This window comes from Enterobacter sp. BIDMC 26, assembly GCF_000534435.1.
Taxonomy (GTDB): domain Bacteria; phylum Pseudomonadota; class Gammaproteobacteria; order Enterobacterales; family Enterobacteriaceae; genus Enterobacter; species Enterobacter ludwigii.
The window spans coordinates 1575847-1598836 of the sequence record NZ_KI973182.1 but is presented as its reverse complement, the minus strand read 5'-3'; the positions used below and the strand labels follow the sequence as shown (position 1 = coordinate 1598836).

At 55.5% G+C, this 22990-nt stretch carries 18 protein-coding genes; 7 read left to right on the top strand and 11 right to left on the bottom strand.

Annotation, left to right across the window (positions count from 1 at the left end; genetic code table 11):
• The first annotated feature begins 1 nt into the window (after position 1).
• From L462_RS15730 to pptA, 3 genes are read left to right on the top strand one after another with little or no spacing between them, the layout of a single operon-like run.
• Positions 2-889: a transporter substrate-binding domain-containing protein gene (locus L462_RS15730; RefSeq protein ID WP_020884043.1), complete on the top strand. Its 888-nt coding sequence runs from the start codon at positions 2-4 to the stop codon at positions 887-889.
• A gap of 40 nt (positions 890-929) precedes the next feature.
• A complete protein-coding gene (locus L462_RS15735) occupies positions 930-1547 on the top strand; it encodes a glutathione S-transferase family protein (RefSeq protein WP_014170237.1) in 618 nt (205 codons plus the stop codon).
• A 37-nt stretch (positions 1548-1584) separates the two neighbouring features.
• The gene (gene pptA, locus L462_RS15740; protein ID WP_020884045.1) at positions 1585-1815 is read left to right on the top strand and encodes a tautomerase PptA; all 231 of its coding nucleotides are present in this window, start codon (positions 1585-1587) and stop codon (positions 1813-1815) included.
• A gap of 43 nt (positions 1816-1858) precedes the next feature.
• On the opposite strand, the gene L462_RS15745 is transcribed toward pptA, so the two are convergent.
• A complete protein-coding gene (locus tag L462_RS15745) occupies positions 1859-2158 on the bottom strand; it encodes an ArsR/SmtB family transcription factor (RefSeq protein WP_014170235.1) in 300 nt (99 codons plus the stop codon).
• A gap of 160 nt (positions 2159-2318) precedes the next feature.
• On the opposite strand from L462_RS15745, the gene fusA reads away from it, so the two are divergent.
• A complete protein-coding gene (gene fusA / locus L462_RS15750) occupies positions 2319-4418 on the top strand; it encodes an elongation factor G (protein ID WP_020884046.1) in 2100 nt (699 codons plus the stop codon).
• Between the two features lie 42 nt (positions 4419-4460).
• Here fusA and L462_RS15755 read toward each other — a convergent pair whose 3' ends face one another.
• On the bottom strand, positions 4461-5036 hold the full coding sequence (locus L462_RS15755) for a flavin reductase family protein (RefSeq protein ID WP_032678235.1): 576 nt from the start codon (positions 5034-5036) through the stop codon (positions 4461-4463).
• A 143-nt stretch (positions 5037-5179) separates the two neighbouring features.
• On the opposite strand from L462_RS15755, the gene nhoA reads away from it, so the two are divergent.
• Positions 5180-6025 carry an N-hydroxyarylamine O-acetyltransferase gene (gene nhoA / locus L462_RS15760; RefSeq protein ID WP_032678234.1) on the top strand — a complete coding sequence of 282 codons (846 nt, stop codon included), beginning with the start codon at positions 5180-5182 and terminating at the stop codon, positions 6023-6025.
• Between the two features lie 42 nt (positions 6026-6067).
• Here nhoA and narI read toward each other — a convergent pair whose 3' ends face one another.
• The 6 genes from narI to L462_RS15790 form a co-directional block, all read right to left on the bottom strand.
• Positions 6068-6748, bottom strand: coding sequence for a respiratory nitrate reductase subunit gamma (gene narI, locus L462_RS15765; protein WP_014170231.1), 681 nt, complete (start codon positions 6746-6748; stop codon positions 6068-6070).
• The gene (gene narW / locus L462_RS15770; RefSeq protein WP_020884049.1) at positions 6745-7440 is read right to left on the bottom strand and encodes a nitrate reductase molybdenum cofactor assembly chaperone; all 696 of its coding nucleotides are present in this window, start codon (positions 7438-7440) and stop codon (positions 6745-6747) included. Before narW ends, narI begins: the two co-directional genes overlap by 4 nt.
• The gene (narH, locus tag L462_RS15775) at positions 7440-8984 is read right to left on the bottom strand and encodes a nitrate reductase subunit beta (protein ID WP_020884050.1); all 1545 of its coding nucleotides are present in this window, start codon (positions 8982-8984) and stop codon (positions 7440-7442) included. Before narH ends, narW begins: the two co-directional genes overlap by 1 nt.
• Positions 8981-12721 carry a nitrate reductase subunit alpha gene (locus L462_RS15780; RefSeq protein WP_025204127.1) on the bottom strand — a complete coding sequence of 1247 codons (3741 nt, stop codon included), beginning with the start codon at positions 12719-12721 and terminating at the stop codon, positions 8981-8983. Before L462_RS15780 ends, narH begins: the two co-directional genes overlap by 4 nt.
• Positions 12722-12787: 66 nt before the next feature.
• Positions 12788-14173 (bottom strand): NarK family nitrate/nitrite MFS transporter, encoded by a 1386-nt coding sequence (locus L462_RS15785; RefSeq protein ID WP_032678233.1) that lies wholly within the window; start codon positions 14171-14173, stop codon positions 12788-12790.
• A 206-nt stretch (positions 14174-14379) separates the two neighbouring features.
• On the bottom strand, positions 14380-14955 hold the full coding sequence (locus tag L462_RS15790; protein WP_032678232.1) for a TetR family transcriptional regulator: 576 nt from the start codon (positions 14953-14955) through the stop codon (positions 14380-14382).
• 116 nt (positions 14956-15071) lie between these two features.
• Between L462_RS15790 and L462_RS15795 the strand changes: the two genes are divergently transcribed.
• Positions 15072-16559, top strand: a complete 1488-nt coding sequence (locus L462_RS15795) for an MFS transporter (RefSeq protein WP_032678231.1) — start codon at positions 15072-15074, stop codon at positions 16557-16559.
• Positions 16560-16597: 38 nt separating this feature from the next.
• On the opposite strand, the gene L462_RS15800 is transcribed toward L462_RS15795, so the two are convergent.
• The 3 genes from L462_RS15800 to yddG all read right to left on the bottom strand — a co-directional run bounded on the left by L462_RS15800 (position 16598) and on the right by yddG (position 19718).
• On the bottom strand, positions 16598-17056 hold the full coding sequence (locus L462_RS15800) for a GFA family protein (RefSeq protein WP_020884055.1): 459 nt from the start codon (positions 17054-17056) through the stop codon (positions 16598-16600).
• Between the two features lie 79 nt (positions 17057-17135).
• A complete protein-coding gene (gene ompC, locus L462_RS15805; protein ID WP_032678230.1) occupies positions 17136-18209 on the bottom strand; it encodes a porin OmpC in 1074 nt (357 codons plus the stop codon).
• 630 nt (positions 18210-18839) lie between these two features.
• Entirely contained in the window at positions 18840-19718 is an 879-nt protein-coding gene (gene yddG / locus L462_RS15810; protein WP_014170222.1) for an aromatic amino acid DMT transporter YddG, read from the bottom strand.
• 221 nt (positions 19719-19939) lie between these two features.
• Here yddG and fdnG point away from each other — a divergent pair, with 221 nt between their 5' ends.
• Positions 19940-22987, top strand: coding sequence for a formate dehydrogenase-N subunit alpha (gene fdnG / locus L462_RS15820; protein WP_155964479.1), 3048 nt, complete (start codon positions 19940-19942; stop codon positions 22985-22987).
• Positions 22988-22990 lie beyond the last annotated feature (3 nt).

The window sequence follows — 22990 nt, the reverse complement described above, 5'->3', positions numbered from 1 at the left end:
GATGAAATATGCTTTTCTGGCCGGTCTGGCTTTTACGACCGCGAGCCATGCGGGTATCGATTTACACGCCAACGAGCAGCCGCTGCCGGTGACGGTAGATCGGCAGGCCGTCGCGAAGATCCCCGCGAACTATAAATTTGTTGAGCCGGGCACGCTCACGGTAGCGATCTCAGCGCTCAACTCTCCACCGCTGGCGCTGCTTGCCAGCGATAACCGGACGCGGATTGGCAGCGATCCGGATATTGCCCGCTTGCTGGCGGGCAGTCTGGGGTTAAAGCTGAAGCTGGTTCCCACGGCCTGGGAAGACTGGCCGCTGGGGATCAGCTCCGGACGCTATGACGTGGCGCTGGTGAATATTGCGGTGACCGAACAGCGAAAAGAGAAATTTGATTTTGCGACCTATCGCGTCGACTCACTGGCGTTTTCCGTGAAATCCACCAGCGCGGTCCAGGCGATTAACAGCGCAAAAGATCTGGCAGGCAAAAAGGTGATTGTCGGTTCCGGGACCAATCAGGAGCGCATTCTGCTGGGCTGGAATGAAGAGAACAAAAAAGCCGGTCGTGCGCCTGCGCTGCCGGTCTATCTGACCGATGATGCTTCCGGCAACCTCTATATTCAGTCCGGCAGGGCGGATGTGTTCTTCGGGCCTCAATCCGTATCAGCCTATAAAGCGGCGTTGACCGGCAAAACGCGCGTAGTGGGGCTCGGGCCGAAGAGAGCCTATGTCGCCACGACGACCAAAAAGGGCAATGGGCTGGTTTATGCTTTGCAGGCTGCGCTGGAGGGCGCTATTACGCGTGGAGAGTACCAGCGGGTGCTGGCACGCTGGGGAGAAGAGGGCGAAGCGGTGACGCAATCCGACGTGAACCCGCCTGGGATAACCTATTAGTCGTGTCTACACTTAGGGTTTTCATCCCGGAGGGGGCAACATGATTAAACTCTATGGCGTACCCGGCTGGGGATCGGCAATCAGTGAAGTGATGCTGACTCTGGCAGACATCCCTTATCAATTTATTAACGTGGACGGGTTTGACCAGCCCGGCCCGCAACGTGAGTTGCTGAAAGCACGCAATCCGCTGTGTCAGGTACCCACGCTGGAACTGGAAAACGGGGCGATCATGACCGAAACGGCGGCGATTGCCCTGATGGTGCTGGACAGATGTCCCGATCTTGCGCCTGCCGTCGGGCAGGCTGAGCGGCAGCAGTTTCAGCGGTTGCTCATCTGGTTTGTTGCGAACGTTTATCCCACCTTTACCTACGCCGACTACCCTGAACGCTGGGTGCCGGACGCGCCGGAGCAGTTGAAAAACAGCTGTATTGAATACCGAAAATCACTCTATCTGTGGTTCGACAGCCAGCTCAGTGCCACCCCTTTTGCACTCGGGGAACGGCTGACGCTGCTTGACGTCTACATCACGGTTGCACGCACCTGGGGGCCTCGCCATGCATGGTTTGCGGCGAATACGCCGAAGATAACGGCGATTGCGGATACCGTGTGCCAGCTGCCGGAACTGCACAAGGTGTTAAAGGCAAACGAGATAATCTGATAACGTGGAACTCACATTCATAACTGGAAGCCTGCATATGCCACACGTAGATATCAAATGTTTTCCCCGTGATTTGAACGACGACCAAAAAACCGCGCTGGCGGCGGATATTGCTGAGGTGATTACCCGTCATCTGAACAGTAAAGATCGCTCTATTTCGGTCGCCCTGAATGAAGTGCAGGAAGCCGACTGGAAAGCGCAGGTCTGGGATACCGAAATTGAACCCAACCTGGATCACTTAATTAAGAAACCCGGCTATTCAATGTGAGAGAGGGTCGGGCGGCGCGGAGTCGCCCGACACGACACACGCGTTACTTCGTCTGCAGCAATATTGCCATCAGCCCCGGAAAGCGGGCATCAAGATCGTCTCTGCGCAGTGAAATCATATTTTCTCGTCCCTGCGGGCGCTGCCAAATCACGCCGCTGTCGCGCAGCACGCGCCAGTGATGGGTCATCGTCGATTTCACCACCTCGTCCGGGCGCAGCGCGTTACAGCTCAGTTCGCTGCCATCGGCCAGCCTGCGGATAATCGACAGCCGTAGCGGGTTACCGAGGGCAAAAAGCACATTTTCCAGCAGTATTTGTTCAGTTTCAGGGTGGTTCGGGATCATCGTTTTCCTGCGTCTGGTGTCAGATTGAGCTATATCAACAATAGGTCAACCGTAAAAAAATAGTTCGATAATACTCGTACAATGGGACTATTATAGCAAACGAACGAACACGCGACCATCCCGGTCGTCACAACGCAGTCTTAATGACTAAGGAAATATTATGCCCCGACCCATCCCTCTCGAACGTTATCGCAACATCGGTATCTCCGCGCATATCGATGCCGGTAAAACGACCACCACCGAGCGCATCCTGTTTTATACCGGTATGAGCCACAAACTGGGTGAAGTACACGATGGCGCGGCAACTACCGACTGGATGGCACAGGAGCAAGAGCGCGGGATAACCATTACCTCTGCGGCAGTCAGCTGTTTCTGGCCAGGTATGGACCGGGGCTTTGAACCGCACCGGATCAACATTATTGACACCCCGGGCCACGTAGATTTCACCATTGAGGTGGAACGTTCCATGCGTGTACTCGACGGCGCTGTCATGGTGTATGACTCCGTCGGTGGCGTGCAGCCGCAGTCGGAAACCGTCTGGCGTCAGGCGAACAAATATCATGTCCCGCGGCTGGCCTTCGTCAACAAAATGGACCGCCCGGGTGCGGACTTCTTCCGCGTCGTGCGAATGATGCAGGAGCGTCTGAAAGCGAATCCGGTCCCGATTGTTATTCCGGTGGGGGCAGAAGAACACTTCACCGGCGTGGTGGATCTCATCAAAATGCGTACCATTTTGTGGGACGATGCTACCCAGGGCATGGTGTTTACCTATGCTCCTGTGCCGGATGACGTAGTGAGTACTGCGCAGGAATGGCGGGAAAAAATGGTCTCTGCGGCGGCGGAAGCCAGCGATGAGCTGATGGATAAATACCTGGAAACGGGTGATTTAGAGGAAGCGGAAATCATCAGGGGGCTGCGTATGCGGACCATCTCCGGTGAAATCCAGCCGATGCTGTGCGGCAGTGCGTTTAAAAATAAAGGCGTGCAACGCATGCTCGATGCGGTCATTGAACTGATGCCGTCGCCTTTGGACGTGCCCGCCATTGATGGTGTGGATGAGAATGGGCAGCATGCCGAGCGTCATCCAGACGACAACGAGCCGTTCTCTGCGCTGGCCTTTAAACTGATGAGCGACCCGTACGTCGGACAGCTGACCTTTATCCGCGTTTACTCTGGCGTGCTGCGCAAAGGCGACGCGGTGTACAACCCGGTGAAAGGGAAGAAAGAGCGCATTGGGCGCATCGTGCTGATGCATGCTAACGATCGCCACGAAGTGGATGAACTGCGCGCGGGCGATATCGCGGCCTGCGTTGGGTTGAAAGATGTGACAACCGGTGACACGCTCACCGACCCGAATGCCGTCATCACGCTGGAGCGGATGGAGTTTCCGGACCCGGTTATCTCGCTTGCGATCGAGCCGAAAACCAAAGGCGATCAGGAGAAAATGGGCATTGCATTGCAGCGCCTGGCAGCGGAAGACCCTTCGTTTCGTCTGCACACCGATGAAGAGTCCGGCCAGACAATTATCTCCGGGATGGGTGAGTTACATCTTGAGATTATCGTTGACCGCATGCGGCGTGAGTTCGGCGTTGAGGCGAACATTGGTCGCCCACAGGTCACGTACCGTGAAACCCTGCGTAAAGCGGTGAAGGATATCGAAGGGAAATTTGTCCGACAGTCCGGCGGTAAAGGGCAGTACGGCCATGTGGTGCTCAGTCTGGCGCCGTTAGAGCCCGGCAGTGGTTTTGTGTTTGAAGATGCCACCAAGGGCGGCGTTGTCCCGCGCGAGTATATTCCGTCTGTGGAGAAAGGCCTGCGCGAAGCCATGAACAGCGGTGTCCTGGCGGGGTATCCGGTTGTCGATGTGAAAGCGACCCTGACGTTTGGCTCCTATCACGAGGTCGACTCCTCGGAAATGGCGTTCCGCATGGCGGCGATCCTCGGCTTTAAAGAGGGCGCTCGCAAAGCGGACCCGGTGATTCTTGAACCGGTCATGCATGTCGAGGTGGAAACACCGGAAGAGTACGCCGGCAACATCATGGGCGATCTCTCTTCCCGCCGCGGCATGGTGCAGGGAATGGAAGAGCAGTACGGTAGTCAGATTATTCGCGCGGATGTGCCGCTGGCGGAGATGTTTGGCTATGCCACGACGCTGCGTTCGATGTCGCAAGGCCGCGCGACCTACACGATGGAATTCCATCATTTCGCGGAAGCACCGCGTAATGTTGCGGATGAAATTATTGCACGGCGCGCGAAGTAATTTAAAAGCCCTTTCCCTCGCGGAGAGGGCTTTTTTTATAGGCTATTTTTCCAGCGCCTTTACCATTTTCCCACTGGTCACAAACGTCCCGGCCCCCAGATGATGCAGGGTGTTCAGCTTATCGCCGTCAAACTGCCAGCGTCCGGCGACAAACGCGCGTTCATCTGCGGCTGCCGAAACAACCTCACCAAACAGCGTATCGTATTTTTCTGCAGCTGCGGTAACCGGGAGTAAACGACACTCCATCCACGCCAGGCATTTCTCTTCAATTACCGGCAGGCCGAGTACCGGACCTTGCACAACCGGGATCCCGTAGCAGTTGAACTTGTCTTCGTCGCGCCCGCTCACGCTGCCGACGGCGTAAGTCCAGTTAGCCGCTGCCACGGCGGGGATGACGATGCCGAACTTCCCGCTGCGCTCAATCAGTTCGCGCGACCAGGTGCTTTTGTCCACCACAATTGCGATACGCGGTGGCTCAAACTCCACCGGCATCGACCAGGCCGCAGCCATGACGTTACGACGGTCGATAGACTCATCGCGGCTGGTAATCAGTACCGTAGGGCCATGGTTCAGCAGACGGCTGGCATGCTTTAATTCAACGGGACGAAACGCGCTCATGAACATTCCTCTCAGCAGGTATGCTGGCATTAAACGTCTGATGGGGAGCCGAAATCAAGATGCATCCGCAAAAAGCACTTTTGCGCATATGGAGGCCGGAAAATAGTTTATAAACAGGGAACATCACATCATGGAAGCGAATCATGTCCCCATTTCTGAGTGCTTATTTTGCCCGTACGGGCTGGCAACAGCCTGTTCAGGTTGACATCGACACCCTGCGGGCGCTGCATCTACACCACAACTGCGCGATCCCCTTCGAGAATATTGACGTCGTGATGCCGCGCGAAATCCATCTGGAAGATCAGTGCCTGGTCGACAAACTGGTGACGGCGCGTCGTGGAGGCTATTGTTTTGAGCAGAACGGCCTCTTTGAACGCGTTTTGCGTGAAGTGGGCTTTACGGTTCGCAGCGTGCTGGGCCGCGTGGTCTTAGCCAGTCCGCCACAGATGCCGCCGCGTACGCATCGTCTGCTGCTGGTTGAACTCAACGGCGAGCGCTGGATTGCCGACGTCGGTTTTGGCGGACAGACGCTGACGGCGCCGATTCGTTTGCTCGCCAACGAGGAGCAGGAGACACCCCACGGGCTGTACCGTTTGCTGAGCGAGGGCAACGACTGGATCCTGCAGTTCAGCCACCACGATCACTGGCAGTCGATGTACCATTTTGATCTGACAACACAGTATTTCAGCGATTACGTGATGGGCAACTTCTGGTCGGCGCACTGGCCGCAATCCCATTTTCGCCACCATCTGTTGATGTGTCGCCATATGCCTGACGGCGGAAAGCTGACCCTGACCAACTTTAACTTTACCCACTGGCAGAAGGGGCATGCGGAAGAGCAGGTCCATCTTCCCGACGCGAACGCGCTGTATCAGGTGATGCAGTCACGGTTTGGACTGGGCGTTGACGATCCCAAACACGGGTTTTCGCTGGACGCGCTGACGGCGGTGATGGCCGGGTTTGATACACATCCTCAGGCCGGGAAATAGACCGGTGGCGCTGCGCTCAGGCGTAGCGCCACCCGGCAACACTCAGCGGCGCGATCTCACCACCTGATACCTGCGTGTTAAATACTCCACCGGCGCGCTCCAGACGTGCACCAGTCGGGTGAAGGGGAAGATCAGGAAAATGGTCATGCCCAGCACCAGATGAACACGGAAGATAAACGCCACGCCCGCCAGATGTTCGGACGAGCCACCGCGGAAGGTCACTACCGACTGCGCCCAGTCCACCAGCTTGAGCATCTCGCTGCCGTCGGGATATTTCGCGGAGAACGGAATGGTGGTGAGCCCAAGAATACACTGCACCAGCAAAATGCAGAGGATCAGGATATCTGCCGTGGAGGAGGTCGCCCGGATACGCGGGTTCGTCAGCCGGCGAATCAATAATCCCGCACCGCCTACCAACGTGAGCACGCCGCAAACGCCGCCCAGAATCATCGCCATCAGCTGTTTCTGCGACATCGGCAGAAACCACGAATAAACCCAGTGCGGCGTCAGCATCCCGAAAAGATGTCCGAAGAAGATCCCCAGGATCCCGATATGGAACAGATTCGACCACAGCACCATGCCGCGCTTATCCAGCATCTGGCTGGAGGAGGCGCGCCAGGTATACTGCCCGTAGTCGTAACGCAGCCAGCTTCCCACCAGAAAAACCGTGCCGCACAGGTAGGGGTAAATATCGTAGAAAAAGACGTTCAGAAACTGGATCATTTTGGGCCTCCCGCACTGACGTCGACATACTGCGGGGCAACGTCCTGGCTAAAGCGTCGTTGATATTGCTGCATCGGTGAGGTATCACACGATGTGGCGTTGTCCTCGATAAACTTGACCTGTTCCTCTTCCCAAACGGCGTCCAGCGCCTGGCGGGTATCATCCCGTTTCTCGGTGGAAACCTGTTTCGCCACGCTGTCGCTGGTCAGACGCGTGCCTGCGAGCGTCAGGAGCGCATCGAACAGCTGATAATGCGCCACGCCGCGCTGCTTCAGGCGACCGCCAATCAGCGCCAGGATCGGCGCAACGTTTTGTAGCCCTTCTCGGGCCTCGTCGTCGGTGACGAGACTGAGATACTCCAGGTAGAGCGGCAGATAGTCCGGCAGTTCACGACAGTCCAGCTGCAGGCCGGCTTTTTCGTACTGGCTCATCAGGTCGACCATCGCCTGGCCGCGATCGCGGGATTCAGCATGAACGTGCTCAAACAGCAGCAGCGAGGTCGCACGACCCCGCTCAAACACCTCGCACCATTCGGCCTGCTTATCCAGCAGCGCGGCATCCAGATGCTGGCGGGCAAAGGGCAGTAACGCAGGGAGATCCTGTTCTATCAGGGAAAGTGCTTCCTCGCGATTTTCCCATAATGTTTCATCGGGATACTCAATCAGCAGGGCGATGATTTTAAGGATCTGCATCACTCTCCCTCCCCGTGGTCGCGCACTTCGGTGATATTGATGGCATCAATCCGGCTGCTGTTAAAGAGGTTGAATTTGGTGTCGGAACCGTGGCACCCGTCGCCAAAGGAGAAGCCGCAGCCGTTGCGTTCCGGGAAGGCGTCGCGCGCCATTTCGCGGTGGCTGGTGGGGATCACGAAACGATCTTCGTAGTTGGCAATCGCCAGATAGCGGTACATCTCTTCGACCTGCTCGACGCTAAGGCCCACTTCTTCGATGGCGCGGGTATCGGTCACGCCTTCAACGGTCTGAGAGCGTTTGTAATGACGCATGGCCATCATGCGTTTGAGGGCGCGCAGCACCGGAGCAGGATCGCCCGCACTGAGCATGTTGGCCAGATACTGCACCGGTATGCGCAGGCTTTCGACCGCCGGTAACACGCCGTCGTTGAGCGGCAGGCCGCCCGCATCTGCGTAAGACTGGATCGGTGACAGCGGCGGAACGTACCAGACCATCGGCAGGGTGCGGTATTCCGGATGCAGCGGCAGGGCCAGCTTCCAGTCCATCGCCATCTTGTAAACCGGGGAACGCTGGGCGGCGTCAATCACGTTCTGCGGAATACCTTGCTTGAAGGCTTCTTCAATGACCGCCGGGTCGTGCGGATCAAGGAACACGTCACACTGGCGTTCATAGAGGTCGGTTTCATGTTCGGTGCTGGCCGCTTCTTCAATGCGATCCGCGTCATACAGCAGCACGCCCAGATAGCGAATACGCCCGACGCAGGTCTCCGAACAGACGGTTGGCTGGCCAGACTCAATGCGTGGGTAGCAGAAGATGCATTTCTCCGACTTTCCGCTTTTCCAGTTGAAGTAGATTTTCTTGTACGGGCAACCGCTGATGCACATGCGCCAGCCACGGCATTTGTCCTGGTCAATCAGCACAATGCCGTCTTCTTCACGCTTGTAGATGGCACCGCTCGGGCAGGTGGCCACGCAGCTCGGGTTCAGGCAGTGTTCACACAGGCGCGGCAGGTACATCATGAAGGTGTTTTCAAACTGGCCGTACATCTCCTTCTGGATCTTGTCGAAGTTGCGGTCGCGGGCGCGTTTTTCGAACTCGCCGCCAAGCAGTTCTTCCCAGTTCGGGCCGCCAACAATTTTGTCCATCCGTTTGCCGCTAATCAGCGAGCGCGGGCGGGCCGTCGGGAGGTGATCGCCTTGTGGAGCACGGTGCAGATCCTGGTAATCAAACGTGAAGGGCTCGTAGTAATCATCAATGCCGGGCAGGGACGGGTTGGCAAAAATTTTTGACAGCACGCCCACGCGCCCGCCGAGACGCGGCGTCAGCTTGCCGGTGATCCCGCGTACCCAGCCGCCTTGCCACTCCTCCTGATCTTCCCAGTTTTTCGGGTAGCCAATCCCCGGTTTGGTTTCGACGTTGTTGAACCACGCATATTCCATACCTTCACGCCCGGTCCAGACGTTTTTACAAGTGACCGAGCAGGTGTGACAGCCAATGCATTTGTCGAGATTCAGCACCATTCCAACCTGTGAGCGTATTTTCATTTTTTCGCCTCCTGTACCTGATCCCGACCTTCGCCATCCAGCCAGTTAATGTTTTTCATTTTGCGGATCATGATGAACTCGTCGCGGTTAGAGCCGACGGTGCCGTAATAGTTGAAGCTGTACGCCAGCTGGGCGTAGCCGCCAATCATGTGTGTCGGTTTGGGACAGACGCGCGTCACCGAGTTATGGATCCCGCCGCGACGACCGGTGACTTCTGAACCCGGAATATTCAGGATACGTTCCTGCGCGTGGTACATCATGGTCATGCCCGGCGGGACGCGCTGGCTCACCACTGCCCGGGCGGTCAGGGCCCCGTTGGCGTTGAAGGCTTCGATCCAGTCGTTATCCTCAATGCCTAACTCTCTGGCATCGGTTTCGCTGATCCAGACGATAGGCCCCCCGCGTGACAGCGTTTGCATCAGCAGGTTTTCACTGTAGGTCGAGTGAATGCCCCATTTCTGGTGTGGCGTCAGGAAGTTCAGCGCCTTCTCAGGAAAGCCGTTCGGCGGGATTTCGCGCATATGGCTAACGCTTCGGGTATCAATCGGTGGGCGATAGGCCACCAGACTCTCCCCGAACGCGCGCATCCACGGATGGTCCTGATACAGCTGCTGACGACCGGAAAGGGTGCGCCAGGGAATAAGCTCGTGAACGTTGGTATAACCGGCGTTATAGGAGACATGCTCACTTTCAAGGCCCGACCAGGTGGGGCTGGAGATAATTTTCCGCGGCTGGGCCTGAATATCGCGGAAGCGGATTTTCTCATCTTCTTTGTTCAGCGCCAGATGGGTGTGATCGCGACCGGTCAGTTCGCCCAGCGCTTGCCAGGCTCGTACTGCCACCTGGCCATTCGTTTCAGGGGCGAGGGCGAGGATCACTTCCGAGGCGTCAATCGCCGTTTCAATACGCGGGCGTCCTTTTGCCGGGCCATCGAGCTTGACGTAATTCAGCTTGCCGAGGAAATCGACCTCGCTCTGAGTATTCCATGAAATGCCTTTCCCGCCGTTGCCGAGTTTGTCCATCAGCGGGCCGAGTGATGTAAAGCGCTCGTAGGTTTCCGGATAATGCCGTTCGACCACCGCAATCGTCGGCGCCGTTTTACCCGGAATGAGATCGCATTCGCCTTTGCGCCAGTCCTGAATATCAAACGGCTGTGAAAGTTCCCCCGGGGAGTCGTGCTGCAGCGGCTGCAGTACCACGTCCGTTTCGGTGCCAAGATGGCCGACGCACACCTCTGAGAAAACGCTGGCAATACCTTTGTAAATCTCCCAGTCGCTGCGGGATTCCCAGGCCGGGTCGACGGCAGCTGAAAGCGGATGAATAAACGGATGCATATCCGACGTATTCATGTCGTCTTTTTCATACCATGTCGCGGTGGGCAGCACGATATCGGAGAACAAGCAGGTGCTGGACATGCGGAAATCGAGCGTCACCAGCAGGTCAAGCTTGCCCTCGATGGCCTGAGTTTGCCACTCCACCTCTTCGGGCTTCACGTCATCCGTCGACCCTAAATCCTCGCCCTGGATGCCGCTTTCGGTACCGAGCAGGTATTTGAGCATGTACTCGTGACCTTTCCCCGAAGAGCCGAGCAGGTTAGACCGCCAGACAAACAGATTGCGCGGGTGGTTTTTACCGTTGTCAGGCTGTTCGCAGGCGAAACGTATATCGCCCGATTTTAATGCCTGCACGGTGTACTCCTGCGGGGTCATGCCGGCGGCGTCGGCCCGGGCTTTAATGTGCAACGGATTGAGGTTTAGCTGCGGCGCCGAGGGCAGCCAGCCCATACGCTCTGCCCGGACGTTAAAATCGATCAGGTGACCGGTGAATTTTGTCGCGTCCGCCAGCGGAGAGAGTAACTCCTGCGCGGTCAGTTTCTCATAACGCCACTGGCAGGCGTGGTTGTAGAAGTACGACGTACTGTTCATCTGGCGCGGGGGACGGTTCCAGTCCAGCGCAAACGCCAGCGGCAGCCAGCCGGTTTGCGGACGCAACTTCTCCTGACCCACATAGTGTGACCAGCCGCCGCCGCTTTGACCCACGCAGCCGCAGAACACCAGCATGTTGATCATCCCGCGGTAGTTCATGTCCATGTGGTACCAGTGGTTCACCCCGGCACCGAGGATAATCATCGACCGGCCGTGCGTTTTGTGCGCCGTGTCGGCAAACTCACGGGCAATTTTCTCTATCAGGTAAGCAGGGACGCCGGTGATCTGCTCGCCCCAGGCGGGAGTGTAAGCTTTGATCTGGTCATAGCTGCCCGCCGCGTTGCTGTCTTCCAGACCACGATCGAGGCCGTAGTTAGCGAGAATCAGATCGTAGACGCTGACCACCCGTTTCTGGCTGCCATCGGCCAGCGTCAGGGTTTTACTCGGTACACGGCGCGTCAGGACCGGCTCCTGCTTGACGCTACGGAAGTGTGGATTTTCATTGCCGCCAAAATAGGGGAATGCCACCTCTGCCACGCTGTCGTGGGTAATCAGCAGCGAGAGGGTGAGCTCCGTTTCATGATCTGCCGCCAGCGGCGCCAGGTTCCATTTGCCTTTTTCGCCCCAGCGGAAACCAATGGATCCGTTCGGCACCACCAGATCGCCGGCGATATCAAAGGCGACGGTTTTCCACTCAGCATTATTGGCTTCTCCCAGCCCGTCCGTGAGATCAGAGGCCCGCAGCATCCGCCCCGGCACCACGCGGCCATCGGCCTGTTCATCCAGCAGCACCAGCATCGGCATGTCGGTGTAGCGGCGGCAGTAGTTGAGGAAGTACTCGCTGGGGTTGTCGAGATGGAACTCTTTGAGGATCACGTGGCCCATTGCCATCGCCAGCGCGCTGTCGGTGCCTTGCTTGGGTGCCAGCCACTGATCGCTCAGTTTGGCGACCTCGGAGAAGTCCGGGGTGATGGCCACGGTTTTGGTGCCTTTGTAGCGGACCTCGGTAAAGAAGTGGGCATCTGGCGTACGCGTCTGCGGAACGTTAGACCCCCAGGCAATGATGTAGCTGGAGTTGTACCAGTCTGCGGATTCCGGCACGTCGGTCTGCTCGCCCCACGTCATGGGCGAGGCGGGCGGTAAATCACAATACCAGTCATAAAAGCTGAGACAGGTGCCGCCCAGCAGAGAGAGATAACGCGTCCCGGCGGCATACGAGACCATCGACATCGCCGGAATCGGTGAAAAACCGGCCACGCGATCGGGGCCGTAATGTTTAATGGTCCAGACGTTGGCGGCAGCAATCAGCTGGTTTAGCTCTTTCCAGCTGGAGCGGATAAATCCGCCGTGTCCGCGTGCCTGCTTGTAGCTCCGGCTCTTCTGCGGATCGTTCTGAATGGCATCCCAGGCCAGCACCGGATCGCTGTGTTGTGCCAGCGCGTCACGCCACAGTTCGATCAGCGTGCGGCGCACCAGCGGGTATTTCAGCCGGTTGGCGCTGTATAGGTACCAGGAATAACTTGCACCACGCGGGCAGCCGCGCGGCTCGTGGTTAGGCAGGTCGGGGCGGGTACGCGGGTAGTCGGTCTGCTGGGTTTCCCAGGTAACCAGGCCGTTTTTGACGTAGATTTTCCAGCTACAGGAGCCCGTGCAGTTCACGCCATGGGTGGACCGCACAATCTTGTCGAACTGCCATCGCTGTCGGTAGCTGTCCTCCCAGTCACGGTTGGTGTTGTACACCTGCCCGTGTCCATTGGCGAAGCTGTCGCCTTTTTGTTTGAAATAGCGAAAGCGATCCAACAGTTTGCTCATGACATTTCTCCTGCTTCGATAGCCTTTTCGGAGAGGGCTGCCCACTCTCAGGCGAATGTGTAATTGTTATTGTTGTGAAGATTTGCGGCCATAAACCAGCCAGGTCACCAGGACGCAGACGATGTAAAACACGAGGAAAACTTTCATGGCACCCACAGGCGAGCCGGTCATGGCCAGCGACGTGCCGAAGGCTTTCGGAATGAAGAACCCGCCGACGGCACCGATGGCGGAGATAAAGCCCAGCGCTGCCGCGGTTTCGGTCACTGCTTCATGCTGCGCCTGCTCGTCACTTCCCCCTTGTTGCTTCACGCGGATGAGGGTGATTTGGCGGAAAATGATGGCAATCATCTGAAACGTTGACCCGCTGCCCAGTCCGGCGGTGAGGAACAGGCCCATAAAGACCAGATAGAAGGCGAGAAAACTGCCCGACCCGGAACCGGGAAGCGTCAGGAAAAGCAGGGCGCTGAAAAGCGCCATAAAGACGAAGTTAATCAGGGTGACGCGTACGCCGCCGAGTTTGTCTGAGATCATCCCGCCCGCAGAACGGGCCAGCGCGCCAATCAGTGGACCAAAGAAAGCCAGATGGAGGATATTGACGTCAGGAAACTGGGTTTTCGACAGCATGGCGAAGCCTGCTGAAAAACCGATAAACGAACCGAAGGTTGCCAGGTAGAGGAGGCTCAGGAGCCACAGGTGAAAACGTTTTAACACCGGTAGCTGGCTGGCAATCGTGGCCTTAGAGCTCGCGATGTCATTCATGCCGAAAAACGCCGCAATTGTGGCCAGCAGGAGAAGGGGCGCCCAAATCCACGCGGCATTGGCCAGCCACATCGTTGAGCCGTCATCCTGCGGCACGCCGTTTACGCCGAGAAAGGTGAACATGGGCAGGAAGATCACCAGCGGCGCGACCAGCTGCATTACGCTCACGCCCAGGTTCCCGAGCCCGCCGTTAATCCCCAGGGCGCTACCCTGTTTCGTTTTCGGGAAGAAGAAGCTGATATTGCCCATGCTGGAGGCGAAGTTAGCGCCGGCAAAACCACACAGCAGCGCGATGACGATAAAGATCCAGTAGGGAGTGGCAGTGTCCTGAATCGCGATCCCCAACCAGACGCAGGGAACAATCAGGATCACCGTGCTTAACACCGTCCAGTAGCGTCCACCAAAGAGAGGAACCATAAACGAATAGGGGACGCGCAATATCGCACCGGACAGGGAGGGTAAGGCTGTTAGCATAAAAAGCTGGTCGGTGGAAAAATTAAATCCAACTTTATTCAGATTGACCGCAATGGCACTAAATAACATCCATACGCAAAACGCTAATAACAGGCAAGCCACAGAAATTAAAAGATTTCTTCGGGCAATATGTTTTCCTTTATTTTCCCAGAATTGCGCGTTTTCGGGTTTCCAGTTGCTCAGCAGATAAGGATTATTCTTCTCGCTTTGTTGTGACATGTCGCCCTCTTGCTTAACCATAAAAAGAAAAAATGGAGTAAAAACAGGTGGATGTCTGACAGTGTGTTTCTGGAATTATTGGATGGTTTGGGATACATCTGAAAGGATAGATAAAAAAGCGAATCCCTGAGCCGGGAGGGGAAATAAGGGTTCGCTTAATGTGTTACGAATTGTAAGTGCGGGCTGTTAATACTCATAAGTGAGTATTAACACAATTCCAGAGAGATTAATTTATCAAGATGGTTATTAAAGGCAGCGTCGTCCATCTCTGGGATATCTAATATATAAATGCCGTCCAGGCCACACACCAGACCAATTAAACGCCAGGCAATATTTTCTGGCCGATCGCCCGGGGTAAAATCTCCCGCGTCAGTGCCTGCTTTGATAAGGGCGACGGTCTCCTGGTGCCACATCTCCATGGTCAGTACATATGTGCCCCTGATGTCCGTATCCCGGCTTGCCAGGATCTGCGCCTCACGCCACAGGCGAATATAGGGCTCAAACCGGCCATCATCGCTGCCGAGCATGGCATGCAGCTGCTGTCGCCAGCTGGCCTGCTTGCCGACCACATCCGCATCCAGCAGTTCACGGATTAACCGCACAAAAGCCAGCGATTTTAGCTCCCCGCCAGAGGTGAAATGGTGGTGGACCTGTCCGGTGGCGACGCCGGCTTCGGCGGCAATTCGCCGTACCGTCATTGCGGAAAGTCCGTCAGAGAGCGCCACGCGCATAGCAGCCTGTAAAATCTCTTCCCGCCTTTCATCCTTGCTCAGATATCGCATTTTCACTCACTCTTAATGGGACTGAAACAAGTGTAACAAAAAGCTGGACACTCGTTCAACTTTACGTAGGATCGCAAGCTGGACATGTGTCCATGATTTAAAAGAAAAGGAAATTTATGTTTCGTCAGTGGTTAGCGTTAGTCATTATCGTGCTGGTGTATATCCCGGTGGCGATCGACGCGACGGTACTGCACGTAGCGGCGCCGACGTTGAGTATGACGCTGGGTGCCAGCGGTAACGAATTATTGTGGATCATCGATATATACTCGCTGGTGATGGCGGGGATGGTGCTGCCGATGGGCGCGCTGGGTGACCGCATTGGTTTTAAACGGTTGTTGATAATTGGCAGTACGCTGTTTGGCTTGTCATCGCTGGCAGCTGCATTTGCGCCTTCAGCAGGATGGCTGATTGCTGCCCGCGCCTCGCTGGCGATTGGGGCGGCGATGATCATCCCGGCCACGCTTGCGGGGATCCGCACGTTATTCGTTAATGCGCGCGATCGCAACATCGCGCTTGGGGTCTGGGCCGCCGTCGGTTCAGGCGGTGCGGCGTTTGGTCCGTTGATTGGCGGTATGTTGCTGGAGCATTTTTACTGGGGATCGGTCTTTTTGATCAACGTGCCGATCGTGGTCATCGTTGTTTCCCTTGCCGTGCGTCTGGTGCCTCGTCAACAGGGACGCCCGGAACAGCCGCTGAATATTGCCCATGCAATCATGCTGATTGTGGCGATATTACTGCTGGTCTACAGCGCGAAAACCGCGCTCAAAGGGGTGCTTTCTCCGTGGCTGGTGGCAATGACGCTGCTCACCGGAGCGGTGATGCTGATGATCTTTGTGCGGATCCAGCTTCGCGCCCGCGTGCCGATGATCGACATGCGTCTGTTCTGTCATCGCATTATTTTAAGCGGTGTCGTGATGGCGATGACCGCCATGATCGCGCTCGTGGGGTTTGAGCTGTTGATGGCCCAGGAGCTGCAGTTTGTGCATGGCTTTACGCCGTTCGAAGCGGGGATGTTTATGCTGCCGCTGATGGTCGCCAGCGGGTTTAGCGGGCCGATTGCCGGTGTGCTGGTCGGTCGTCTGGGGCTGCGGCTGGTGGCGGCAGGCGGAATGGGGCTGAGTGCCGTCAGCTTTATCGGTCTGTCGCTGCTCGACTTCAGCACGCAGCACTGGCAGGCATGGAGTCTGATGGTGCTGCTGGGCTTCAGTGCCGCCAGTGCGCTGCTGGCCTCAACCTCGGCAATTATGGCGGCTGCGCCAAAAGAGAAAGCGGCTGCCGCAGGGGCGATTGAAACCATGTCCTATGAGCTGGGTGCAGGGTTAGGCATTGCCATTTTTGGTCTGCTGTTAACCCGCAGCTTCTCGGCGTCAATTGTTCTGCCGCAGGGACTGAGCGCGACGCTGGCCGATAAGGCCTCGTCATCGATTGGCGAAGCGGTGAACGTGGCGCAGAGCCTGACTCCAGGGCTGGCGGAGTCGTTAATTGCGGCGGCAAAAACGGCCTTTATCACGTCACACAGCGTGGCGTTAGGCAGTGCCGGCGCAATGTTACTGGTGCTGGCGGTCGGGATTTGGTTTAGCCTGGCAAACGTACCGAAACAGTAAAAAACAGGCCCGGTGGCGCGATGCTTACCGGGCAACCCTCAGTGTGCGTCATGGGGAGTCAGCAGGCAGCGCTTGTCGTGTGCTTCAATTTCGGTGCCGCTAAAGCGCGCGTATTGCCCGGTCAGGCCAAAGAATGCGGGTTGCGTTTCTGTATAGATTTCAGCGGCAAGTATCAGACGGCGACGTTCGTCTTCGCTCATCTCAAGCTGCGTCCAGGGAATGAAATAGCGCGTCGTTGAGCGTGCGGTTAGTGTGAACCACAGCGGGCAACCGCATCCGGGACAAAACCAGCGTTCGCCGCGCGCAGATGACGTGAAATGAGAAGGGGCTATCGACTCTTCTTCCACAAGCGGTTGACCCTGCGCTTCCAGATACATGGCCATTCCCCCCGACCATTTCTGGCACTGGGTACAGTGGCAGGCATAGACGTCGAAGTTGTTGAGGGAAACGCTGAATTGGCTCATCCCACACAGGCAGCGTCCTTTGAAAATATGCATGGCGTGCTCCTTTATTACGCCAGTCAAACCGAATAAAAAAAGCCAGCCACGAAGGCTGGCTTTTTTATACTAACAAATCTTAGAACTGGTAGGTCAGACCAACAGCAACGATGTTGTCGGTAGCAACGCCAGCTGCTTTAGTGAAGCTGCTGTCGTCAACCAGGTTGATTTTGTAATCAACGTAGGTAGACATGTTTTTGTTGAAGTAGTAGCTCGCGCCAACGTCAACGTATTCAACCAGATCCTGGTCGCCGTAAGTACCAATGTCTTTACCTTTGGATTTCAGGTAAGCAATGGATGGACGCAGACCGAAGTCGAACTGGTACTGAGCAACCACTTCGAAGTTCTGCGCTTTGTTAGCGATGAAACCGCTACCGAAGTTGGTCATGTTACGGGTTTCAGAGTAGGTGGTTGCCAGGTAGATGTTGTTGGCATCGTACTTCAGACCCGCAGCCCATACTTCCGCGTTTTCGCCGCCTGCATTCAGATTGCTTGCAGCAGCAACCTGACGGTCAGTACGGTCAGATTTCGCGTAGGTAGCACCTACACCGAAGCCTTCGAATTCATAAGTAGAAGACAGACCCCAGCCGTCACCGTTCGCTTCGGTGATGTCGTTACGGTCGTTTTTACCCTGGTACTGAGCAGCCACGTTCAGGCCGTCAACCAGACCGAAGAAGTCGGTGTTACGGTAAGTTGCAACGCCAGTCGTACGGCCAGTCATAAAGCCATCAGTCTGAGTCCAGGTATCACCACCGAATTCTGGCAGAACGTCAGTCCATGCGCCGATGTCGTAAGCAACACCGTAGTTACGACCGTAGTCGAAAGAACCGAATTCGTTGAATTTCAGGCCCGCGAATGCCAGACGGGTTTTGTTGCCGTCAGAACCCTGAGATTCAGAGCGGTTGCCTTTGAACTCGTATTCCCACTGGCCGTAACCGGTCATCTGGTCGTTGATCTGAGTTTCACCTTTGAAGCCCAGACGAACATAGGTTTTGTCGCCGTCGTTGCCAGCGTCATCAGAGAAATAGTGCAGACCTGTTACTTTGCCGTACAGATCCAGTTTGTTACCGTCTTTGTTAAAAACTTCAGCCGCGTTTACAACGCCTGCTGCCAACATGGAAGTCACTGCCACTGCAACTAATTTAAGTTTCATCTTAAATATTCCTTATAATTTTCTTCAGTATTTCCTGAGCCACTTTGAACGATTTCTAAACGAGGCTAATCATCAATGGCATGCTATTTTTAAGAATCTTGTAGTAGGGTTTCAATAATAAGTTTCAAAATATTAGCAATAATTTCAATTAGTGTGATCCGGATCGGATAAATTGCGGCTGTAACGAATGAGATGGTGGGGATTTGTGCATTTTTTGATGAATTATTCAACAAAACCATTGGCCGCAATATAGTTTTCGGCCGTTTTAGTTTCTTTTGTTAATTGTCGGTATTTTCTGTCTTTTTGCTCGTTTGATATAAATGTCAGTTGTTTAAAATCAATTGGTTAACTATTCCATTGTACGGGATAATCGTTGTTGGACATGAAACACACAGAAACACACTATTGCACTTTGTGCTATATACATTGTTAATATTCGCAAGGGATTAATAACGTAACGGTGTCAAGTTATGTCAATAAAAGACGACGGAGATTTACGAAAGGGCGGTAATATAAACAGAATCTAAACGGCTTTTCTAACGCGCCGATCATTATTTTGACGCGCGATCACATATTAAATTTATGTTAATTCCCGCCGGGCGATTATGGACCCGGCAGAAGATAGCGATATTATTTTCGCGTGGCGTACCAGCACAACAATGACCCGGCACAAACCATTAATGCGCCTTGCCAGAAAGAAAACGAGAGGGGGGAATTCAGCAATACGGCAGCAAGTGCTGCTGAGAGTACAGGCGTGAAATAGGATACCGCTGCGAGTACCGTGACGTTGCCATGAAGAATACCGATATTCCATGCCGCATAGCCAAACCCCAGTGCGACGCTGCACATGATGAGCTTCACGACCACCGGGAGAGTAAACACCATTTGCGGCTGTTCGCTGAACGCATATTTCACCCACAGACTGAGCGCGGTGAGCAGCACGAAAAGCGTTATCCCGTTTTGCCCGTTGGCAAACTTACTGGTGACGGTGCAGTAAGCCGCCCAGATAAAAGCCCCGGCGAACGCCAGCGCGTAGCTGAGCGGGCTTGAGATGACATTACGCATGATGTCATCAAGATGTAGCCCTTGTTCTCCGCCTAATACCCAACAGACGCCCAGCAATGAGACGGCTAAGCCCGGGATCACCCACAGGGTGGACCGTTGGCCGTTAAATAAAATGGCAAACACAATCGTCAGGCTTGGCCAGAGATAATTGACCATTCCCACTTCGATAGCCTGGGAGCGCGTTGCGGCATAGCCTAACGACAGGGCGAGGCAAATTTCATAGCTGACAAACAGCACGCTGCCGGCAATAAGATACCGGGGTGAAAACCGTCTGATATCAGGAAATCCTACCGTCACCAGGCACAGTAATCCGCTGAGGGTGTATATCATTGCTGCGCCTCCCACCGGTCCCAGCCCCTCACTGACGCTACGAATGAGGCCAACCATGGTGCTCCACAACAGTATCGCCGCCAGTCCCGTGAGCGTTGCTCTCTTTCTGTCCATAACCCTGCCATCGCTATAAAAATCAAAGGAAAAATTTATAGCATTAATCCTCCTGCCATCGCGAATTATTCTCTTAAGTCTTTAATCAAAAAGAGGTATTTAAACTCCGTGGGGGTGACTATTAAGGGGGTGAAGACAAGTGACCTTGATTTGACGCAAAAAAAACAGGGGCTTTACTGCTAGTTTGCGGCGCGAAGTCTTAAATGAAAACGAGGACAACAATGGACGTCAGCCGCAGACAATTTTTTAAAATCTGCGCGGGCGGTATGGCCGGAACAACAGCCGCAATGCTGGGATTTGCACCCAAAATGGCGCTGGCTCAGGCACGCAACTATAAACTGCTGCGCGCGAAAGAGATCCGTAACACCTGCACATACTGTTCCGTAGGTTGTGGGCTTTTAATGTATAGCCTGGGCGATGGCGCGAAGAACGCCAAAGAAGCGATTTATCATATTGAAGGGGACCCGGATCATCCGGTGAGCCGTGGCGCACTTTGTCCGAAAGGGGCGGGTCTGCTGGATTATGTCCACAGCGAAAACCGTCTACGCTATCCGGAATACCGTGCGCCAGGATCTGACAAATGGCAGCGCATCTCCTGGGATGAGGCGTTTTCCCGAATCGCAAAACTGATGAAAGCTGACCGCGACGCCAACTTTATCGAAAAGAACGCGCAGGGCGTTACGGTGAACCGCTGGCTGTCGACCGGCATGCTGTGCGCGTCCGCGGCAAGTAATGAAACCGGCATGCTGACGCAAAAATTTGTGCGCTCCCTCGGCATGCTGGCGGTAGATAACCAGGCGCGCGTCTGACACGGACCAACGGTAGCAAGTCTTGCTCCAACATTTGGTCGCGGTGCGATGACCAACCACTGGGTTGATATTAAAAACGCCAACGTCGTGATGGTGATGGGCGGTAATGCCGCTGAAGCCCATCCGGTGGGTTTCCGCTGGGCGATGGAAGCGAAAAACAATAACGATGCGACGCTGATCGTTGTCGATCCGCGCTTTACGCGTACGGCATCGGTGGCGGATATCTATGCGCCTATTCGCTCCGGTACGGACATTACGTTCCTCTCGGGCGTTCTGCTGTATCTGATTGAAAACAACAAAATTAACGCTGAATACGTTAAGCATTACACCAACGCCAGCCTCCTGGTACGGGATGATTTTGCCTTTGAAGAGGGGTTGTTCAGCGGTTATGACGCGGAAAAACGGCAGTACGATAAATGGTCCTGGAACTACCAGTTCGATGAAAACGGCTACGCCAGACGCGATGAGACCCTGAGCCATCCACGCTGCGTATGGAATTTGCTGAAACAGCATGTTTCCCGCTATACGCCGGACGTCGTGGAGAATATCTGCGGTACGCCAAAAGCAGATTTCCTCAAGGTGTGTGATGTACTGGCCTCTACCAGCGCCGCCGACAGAACCACGACGTTCCTGTATGCGCTCGGCTGGACGCAGCATACCGTCGGTGCGCAAAACATCCGCACCATGGCAATGATTCAGCTGTTGCTCGGAAACATGGGGATGGCCGGCGGCGGCGTGAACGCCCTGCGCGGACACTCCAACATTCAGGGCTTGACCGATCTGGGCCTGCTGTCGACCAGCCTGTCAGGCTATCTGACGTTGCCGTCTGAAAAGCAGACTGATTTGCACAGCTATCTGGCGGCCAACACGCCAAAAGCGACGCGTGCCGATCAGGTGAACTACTGGAGTAACTATCCGAAGTTCTTCGTCAGCCTGATGAAGTCGTTCTATGGCGATGCCGCGCAGAAGGAAAACGACTGGGGCTTCGAGTGGTTGCCGAAATGGGACCAGGCCTACGACGTCATTAAGTATTTCAACATGATGGATAAGGGCAACGTTACGGGCTACATCTGCCAGGGCTTTAACCCGGTGGCGTCTTTCCCGGACAAAAACAAGGTCGTTCGCAGCCTGAGCAAACTGAAATACATGGTGGTTATCGATCCGCTGGTGACCGAGACCTCCAACTTCTGGCAGAACCACGGGGAGATGAACGACGTCGATCCTGCATCGATTCAGACCGAAGTGTTCCGCCTGCCGTCCACCTGTTTTGCAGAAGAAGACGGGTCGATTGCCAACTCCGGCCGGTGGCTGCAGTGGCACTGGAAAGGCCAGGATGCACCGGGTGAAGCGCGTAACGACGGCGAAATCCTGGCCGGGATTTACCATCGTCTGCGTGAAATGTATCGCACCGAAGGGGGGAAAGGCGCTGAACCGCTGCTGAGGATGAGCTGGAATTACAAACAGCCGGACCATCCTGAATCCGAAGAGGTCGCCAAAGAGAATAACGGTGTTGCGCTGGCGGATCTGTATGACGCGAACGGCACGCTGCTGGCGAAGAAAGGTCAGTTGCTCAACAGCTTCGCGCTGCTGCGGGATGACGGCACGACCGCGTCGTCATGCTGGATCTACACCGGTTGCTGGACGGAACAGGGTAACCAGATGGCGAACCGCGATAACGCTGACCCGTCAGGGCTGGGCAATACGCTGGGCTGGGCGTGGGCATGGCCACTGAACCGTCGCGTGCTGTACAACCGTGCTTCTGCGGATATCAACGGCAAACCGTGGGACCCGAAACGGATGCTGATCGAATGGAACGGCAGCAAATGGACGGGTAACGATATTCCGGACTTCAGCACCGCCGCACCGGGCAGTGAGACCGGGCCGTTTATCATGCAGCCGGAAGGGCTGGGACGCCTGTTTGCCCTCGATAAGCTGGCGGAGGGGCCATTCCCGGAACACTACGAGCCAATGGAAACGCCGCTCGGTACCAACCCGCTGCACCCGAACGTCATATCCAGTCCGGTGGTGCGTATCTATGAAGAGGACGTCCTGCGTTTAGGCAAGAAGGACAGGTTCCCGTATGTCGGGACTACCTACCGCCTGACCGAGCATTTCCATACCTGGACCAAGCATGCACGGCTTAACGCCATTGCCCAGCCGGAACAGTTTGTGGAGATCAGCGAAACGCTGGCGAAAGCGAAGGGTATTGCCAACGGTGACCGCGTGAAGGTGAGCAGCAAGCGCGGCTTTATTCGCGCGGTTGCGGTGGTTACGCGTCGTCTGCAGGCACTGAACGTGCATGGTCAGCAGGTGGAAACCGTCGGTATTCCGCTGCACTGGGGCTTTGAAGGGGTGGCGCAAAAAGGCTACCTCGCCAATACCCTGACGCCAAACGTCGGCGATTCCAACTCGCAAACGCCGGAGTACAAAGCGTTTCTGGTCAACATCGAGAAAGCGTAAGGA

Coding starts and splice junctions, on each gene's coding strand:
- L462_RS15730 (WP_020884043.1), top strand. CDS start 2: ATGAAATATGCTTTTCTGGCCGGTCTGGCTTTTACGACCGCGAGCCAT.
- L462_RS15735 (WP_014170237.1), top strand. CDS start 930: ATGATTAAACTCTATGGCGTACCCGGCTGGGGATCGGCAATCAGTGAA.
- pptA (WP_020884045.1), top strand. CDS start 1,585: ATGCCACACGTAGATATCAAATGTTTTCCCCGTGATTTGAACGACGAC.
- L462_RS15745 (WP_014170235.1), bottom strand. CDS start 2,158: ATGATCCCGAACCACCCTGAAACTGAACAAATACTGCTGGAAAATGTG.
- fusA (WP_020884046.1), top strand. CDS start 2,319: ATGCCCCGACCCATCCCTCTCGAACGTTATCGCAACATCGGTATCTCC.
- L462_RS15755 (WP_032678235.1), bottom strand. CDS start 5,036: ATGAGCGCGTTTCGTCCCGTTGAATTAAAGCATGCCAGCCGTCTGCTG.
- nhoA (WP_032678234.1), top strand. CDS start 5,180: ATGTCCCCATTTCTGAGTGCTTATTTTGCCCGTACGGGCTGGCAACAG.
- narI (WP_014170231.1), bottom strand. CDS start 6,748: ATGATCCAGTTTCTGAACGTCTTTTTCTACGATATTTACCCCTACCTG.
- narW (WP_020884049.1), bottom strand. CDS start 7,440: ATGCAGATCCTTAAAATCATCGCCCTGCTGATTGAGTATCCCGATGAA.
- narH (WP_020884050.1), bottom strand. CDS start 8,984: ATGAAAATACGCTCACAGGTTGGAATGGTGCTGAATCTCGACAAATGC.
- L462_RS15780 (WP_025204127.1), bottom strand. CDS start 12,721: ATGAGCAAACTGTTGGATCGCTTTCGCTATTTCAAACAAAAAGGCGAC.
- L462_RS15785 (WP_032678233.1), bottom strand. CDS start 14,173: ATGTCACAACAAAGCGAGAAGAATAATCCTTATCTGCTGAGCAACTGG.
- L462_RS15790 (WP_032678232.1), bottom strand. CDS start 14,955: ATGCGATATCTGAGCAAGGATGAAAGGCGGGAAGAGATTTTACAGGCT.
- L462_RS15795 (WP_032678231.1), top strand. CDS start 15,072: ATGTTTCGTCAGTGGTTAGCGTTAGTCATTATCGTGCTGGTGTATATC.
- L462_RS15800 (WP_020884055.1), bottom strand. CDS start 17,056: ATGCATATTTTCAAAGGACGCTGCCTGTGTGGGATGAGCCAATTCAGC.
- ompC (WP_032678230.1), bottom strand. CDS start 18,209: ATGAAACTTAAATTAGTTGCAGTGGCAGTGACTTCCATGTTGGCAGCA.
- yddG (WP_014170222.1), bottom strand. CDS start 19,718: ATGGACAGAAAGAGAGCAACGCTCACGGGACTGGCGGCGATACTGTTG.